Source organism: Bacteroidia bacterium (assembly GCA_019695265.1).
Classification (GTDB): Bacteria; Bacteroidota; Bacteroidia; order JAIBAJ01; family JAIBAJ01; genus JAIBAJ01.
The window spans coordinates 1-5,223 of sequence record JAIBAJ010000162.1; the positions used below are offsets into that span (position 1 = coordinate 1).

At 41.6% G+C, this 5,223-nt stretch carries 4 protein-coding genes; all 4 read right to left on the reverse strand.

What is annotated here, in order from left to right:
* On the reverse strand, positions 1-1,154 hold a 1,154-nt coding region (locus K1X82_14660; protein ID MBX7183351.1), incomplete at its 3' end, for a fibronectin type III domain-containing protein.
* Positions 1,155-1,445: 291 nt separating this feature from the next.
* On the reverse strand, positions 1,446-3,035 hold the full coding sequence (locus K1X82_14665) for a helix-turn-helix domain-containing protein (GenBank protein ID MBX7183352.1): 1,590 nt from the start codon (positions 3,033-3,035) through the stop codon (positions 1,446-1,448).
* Between the two features lie 361 nt (positions 3,036-3,396).
* Entirely contained in the window at positions 3,397-4,371 is a 975-nt protein-coding gene (locus K1X82_14670; protein ID MBX7183353.1) for a tetratricopeptide repeat protein, read from the reverse strand.
* A 29-nt stretch (positions 4,372-4,400) separates the two neighbouring features.
* The gene (locus K1X82_14675; protein MBX7183354.1) at positions 4,401-4,811 is read right to left on the reverse strand and encodes a hypothetical protein; all 411 of its coding nucleotides are present in this window, start codon (positions 4,809-4,811) and stop codon (positions 4,401-4,403) included.
* Between the last annotated feature and the right edge of the window lie 412 nt (positions 4,812-5,223).

Genomic DNA, 5,223 nt, shown 5'->3' on the forward strand with positions numbered 1-5,223 from the left:
TAGTAGGTCGTAAGTGGTGACAGATTATTGTCCTGGAAATTAAGCACATCCGCAGCCACCGTTCCAATTGAGGTAAAACTTTGTCCATCAGTACTGCGCTCCACATCAAATCCATCTTCATTAGCAGAATTATCAGTCCAGCTCAACTCAACATAGTTCGATTGTGTTTTAAAAACGGTTGCCATCAAATTGGTTGGGGCTACCGGGGCCTCCGGAGCGGCGTTGGTTCCATATCGGAAAACACCACCATCCTGGGTGCAAACAAAAACATATTCTCCCATCATCACTGTTCCCAAAATTGGGCCGCCGCTCACCCCGGTTAGATCAAAATCAGTAGCCGTAAAATTGGCGTCTACTTGGCTACCTACTCCATTTCCAAACATTACGGCATTTCCACTTCCCATCATGTCCCAATAATAGCAACGGTAATCACCTCCTTGAACAATAGGTAAAAAGGTAGGACCTTGTTGTTGGAAAAAATAAACTCCATTTCCGGTAAGGGTAAAAATGGCAATTTCGTTCACCTTGGTATTTGCCGGAATACTGGCATCGTTCAAGGTAAAGCTTACACCATTGTCGTTGGAAACATATAAACCGGCCATAGTTCCGGCCAAAATTTGGGAGTTATCGTTATCAAAAACAGAATAAACAACACCTGCATCGCCATCAAGACCCGTTGCCGTTACCATGGTTGGATTTACTCCATCGGCAAAGGAATAAAGTCCACCGGGTGTGCCAAAAAAATGGGTACCCGGATTCTCGGATTTTTCATAACTGATAACCTCGCTTGTTCCCAACTGGGAAGTAAGATTGTTAAGGTTGTAAAGTCCATTGTTTAATTCATAATACTGCACATTTCCATTACCCAAAACAAAGAAATAGGCATCATCACCAACGGCAGCCTTTGACCCATAGAATTTATTCATTCCTGAATTGTCTACCAAGGCCGAAGTATGGTGCTCCTGCCAGGTGTCGCCATTGGTAACGGAGTAATAAACCCCTCCACCCCGAATACCTACCAACAGCGTATCTCCAATTTTGGCCAAACCCCTGGCCGATAAGGCCGGTAAATTGGTGTTTACATCGGTCCACGATTGAGCCTGGGATAAAGCTGTAACACAGGCAAACGAAACAAGTGTAACTAGTTTTTTCATTTTTTGCATAATTTTTAAAGTTCGTGACACAAAGGTAGCCCCCCCGCTACAGCCCTTGCCACACAAAGGATGTAGGCTTGTAAACCTTTATAAAGTTTGACGATTATTGACAGGTTTTTGACTTCCCTGAAAAAGCAATTGAATTTTAAATCAAGCACTTAGCATGCAATTACCACGGGCTTGAAATTGGGTCTATAAAACTTTAAATCTTACTAAACCCCGGCAAGTAAAAGTGATTAAGACCCAAAATCCGATAAAAACCAACCTGTTTATCGGGTAAAAAGTGCCCAATTATTCCAATAACTGCTGTTTGTATTCGGAAGGAGTTTTGCCAGTAAACTTTTTGAAAGAAGCATTAAAGGAGGTTTTATTATTGAAGCCGCTTTCCCTGGCAATAGTTTCGATGGTAAATTTCTTTAACGCCCCGGGTTCGTTCATCCTTGTTTTGGCATACTCAACGCGGTACGAATTTATGAAATCAAAAAAATGCATTCCACTACAGGTATTGATGGCCTTTGAAAGTTGGTGAGAACTAATTTGAAGCTCCATAGCCAGGTCCGCTATTTTTAATTCCGGCATTAAATAAGGCTTGTGCTTTTGAACATAGGCAACCAGGGAGTTGAAATGCTCCTGAACCTCCTCATCGATGCTTTCATTGGCTTGCTTTAAGGTTACAGAATAGGAATTTACCAATGCCTCCTGACTTACTTGGTTGCTTACCAATGCCTCAATACGCTTTTCACTTTTAATGTGTAACTCTAAGCAAGGAAATGTTACCAAAAGCTCCAGCAAAAACAACGACTCCGGCAGGTAATTCATTAATGGAAGAAATGGTAAAATTTGATAGTTACGCAATACAACCAACACAAAAACAACCATTAAAGGAACTTGTCCAACCAGAAAATAATACGCGGGTTTGTGCCCTTGCCTAAACGAAACAATCCCGCTGTAAACCAATAAAACCGCAAGCAAACTATAGAAAAAATAGTATGCCGACGCCGCAATAGTTATCCAAACACCTTGTTTTGGTACAAATAAAACCGCCAAAAACAAGAGAAGCAAGACCTGACTAACCAGATAAGCCTTGGAAAGAAACGAACCGGACAATGAACCTAAGTCGAGCAATCGATATACAAATAACAAAAAGAAACCCAGTGCCGGAATTGACCAAAAAACCCGTACAATAGACGTATAGGGAATGAGTACGTTGGGCAACAACAAATGAAACAATCCCATGTTGGCACCCATGTAAAATAGCAAACAAATAATGTAAGCAGCATAATACAAGAAGATGGTCTTTGGAAACTTCACAAATGATAACAAGTTGTACAATACCAATACCAACACCAATCCTGCTAAACCGGCAAAAAACAAAAGGTCAGATAACAAGCTTAATACCTGAGTTGGAGGGTGTACCAATTGAATGTCGGTTTTTAATGCCGACTCTTGGTTGTAAAGCCGAATATACAGCTCCGCACCGGGACTCAACTCCCCGGGCAAATCCATGTAAAACTTATTGGTCCATTGTCCGCGCGAAGCCAACTCTCGCTTAAGTCCGGTATGCTTTTCCAGGAAAACCGAATCGTTTTGCACCAGAAAAAAATCAACATAATACAAGGCAGAATGGGTAAGCATTACCCGTGTATTTGCCAATACTTTGGGGCTTTTAAGGGGCATTTTTACCCAAACAGAGGAGGCACTGTAGCCAAAATTTAGGTTGGAGCGCGGATAAAAACCGGCATTAGCCATCACTTCCTGTAAAGAAAGAGCCTTGGTGCTGTCTTGGTAAACCCAAAAAAGTTTAGGTTGCAGACTTGATGCAAAGGATTGAAATCCAAGGCACAACACCAAAACCAATACCAAGCCTGCGTTTCGTAACATTACCTGCACTTTATGCTTGGCGAAATAAAACCAAAATAGAAAGAGAAGGTAGAATTTTTTCTTGGAATCACAGTAAAAAGGCATTAACAGGTGAAGGCCCTGAATGGGAAAAGCCTAACAGAAGGAGGTTTGCACTTACCTTCGGGCAGGGATAGAAGTGGAAAGCCCACAGCCGAACGTGGCGTTAGCCCGGGCGGCGAGGACTTGAAACGAATAGCCCGGCCATGAGCCAAACCCACTTAAACTGGAAATAATAGACTCTGTTGGAGGCGAATGGGCCCGCCAAATAAAAATAACAACCTGTACCCCAAACCATCTTTCTAAAAACCCTTGCCCAAGTTTGAAATGCAAAAGGCCAAAGTTAGCGACGGTAATTGCGGCAGTTTTCCTTAATTAGGTTGATCACTTCATTGCCATATTGCTTGGTAAACTCCTTGTCCAGGGCTTCATAAAACGCTTTGCAAGCCTCGTCGTTTTTGGATTGCGACAAATGAATCAGGCCCAAATTTCGGTAGGCGTAGGCATTACCCGGGTACAACTTTATCGATTTCTTAACATCGGCAAGCGCACCTTTTAAATCTCCGAGTTTCAATTTGCTATACCCACGGTTGTTGAGCGCCAAAGCCTCGTTGGGATCGAGTTGCAACGCATGGTCGAGGTAATTTACCGACTTCTGAAAATCGCCCTTTAGTTGATAAAGATAGCCCAAATTAACATAACCACCCAAAAACTTAGGGTCGAGCTCAATAATCTTATTCATGTAATAAATCGCCTCGTCTTCCTTCCCAATTTCCTGAGCAACCATTCCCAGGTTATTGAGCACACTTACATTGCTGGAATCCTTGATGTAAGCCTGGCGGAAATCGGCATAAGCGCCTTTAAAATCGCGGTAATAAATACGGGCCGAGCCGCAATTGAGATAAAACGGAATAATTAAAGAATCAACCGGGTTAAGCGAAATTCCCTTTTCAAAATCTTGAACGGCAGGTTCTGCCATGCGAATGCTGGTAAGAAAATTACCACGGTCGAAATATACCCTGGACTCGTTGGGATACTTATCAACCATTTTATTGAAAACGTCCAAAGCGGCTAAAGCATCACCCATCTGGCTGAGAATCTGAGTTTTAAGAAACCAATAATCATATTCCTTCAGATCCGATTCCAAAGCCACCGTAATTTCTTTAAGTGCCTGGGAATAGTTCTTCTTTTCAAGCGACTTTTGGGCCTCCAGGTATGAAGGATGCTTGGTTTGAGCTTGTATTGAAGTAGTCGCAAGGGTTAAGCCGATAAAGACCAAACCGACATACAAAATAAATGAATGGAATTGGTTTTTCATGGAAAATTTGGAATTAAAATTCAGGTTTATCAAAAAAATGAGGTGGAAATAATAATCAAAAATGACAACATTCGAATACTAATTGAGATAGTTTGCAAACGGATAAAATCTCTTGGAAATTGATTTTTATTCAAAATTTGATAGGATTTAAAAATGAAATACACTACATATAATACTATCCAACTTACTAAAAAGATGACAATAAATTGGAGGCTAACGTATTGGGCTATACGATTCATACTTAATGAAATCAACACCACAGGAAGGAGAAAAACTAACATGGGAAGAATAACAGATTGGCCGGAAAGCAAATCAAGGTATCTGGCCTTTTCATCCTGACTAAGCAGGTTGAGGGCTTTCTTGCTAAGGCTACGCGAATAAACGACTCCAACAATGAAGAGAAGAATCGTTAGAATAAAATACTGGTTATAGTCTTCCATTTTGCATACAAGTTATACGAGTAAAATGTGCTCAAACGAGAAAGCAAGAATACCAAATTGATAGAAAATACGGTGGTTGAAAGTAAAAAATTGTTGTAAAATCCTATCCTTTCGGTCATTACCGGGGTTTATTATGGCTTTATTCATTTGGCGGGCCCCCTTCCTCCCTTACCAATATTCTGCTAACCTCCAACTTCCTGCATCGGTCGTTCGGGTCACGCTTTCGGCTGTAATCCTCGGCCCACTTGGCTAGCGCCGCGTGTGCCTGTGGGTTACTTGCCTCTATCGTTGCCCGAGGTGCAAGCCCCAAAAGCCCAGCCTTTCCCGAATATACGGAAATATTATACCATTGTTATAAGCATAAATTTGGACTAAACACTTTGTCCATTCGCTATAAAGGCCTCCTAACGGT

What these genes read in the sequence shown, in the direction of transcription:
- K1X82_14665 (MBX7183352.1), bottom strand. Translation starts at nt 3,035, where the DNA reads ATGTTACGAAACGCAGGCTTGGTATTGGTTTTGGTGTTGTGCCTTGGA.
- K1X82_14670 (MBX7183353.1), bottom strand. Translation starts at nt 4,371, where the DNA reads ATGAAAAACCAATTCCATTCATTTATTTTGTATGTCGGTTTGGTCTTT.
- K1X82_14675 (MBX7183354.1), bottom strand. Translation starts at nt 4,811, where the DNA reads ATGGAAGACTATAACCAGTATTTTATTCTAACGATTCTTCTCTTCATT.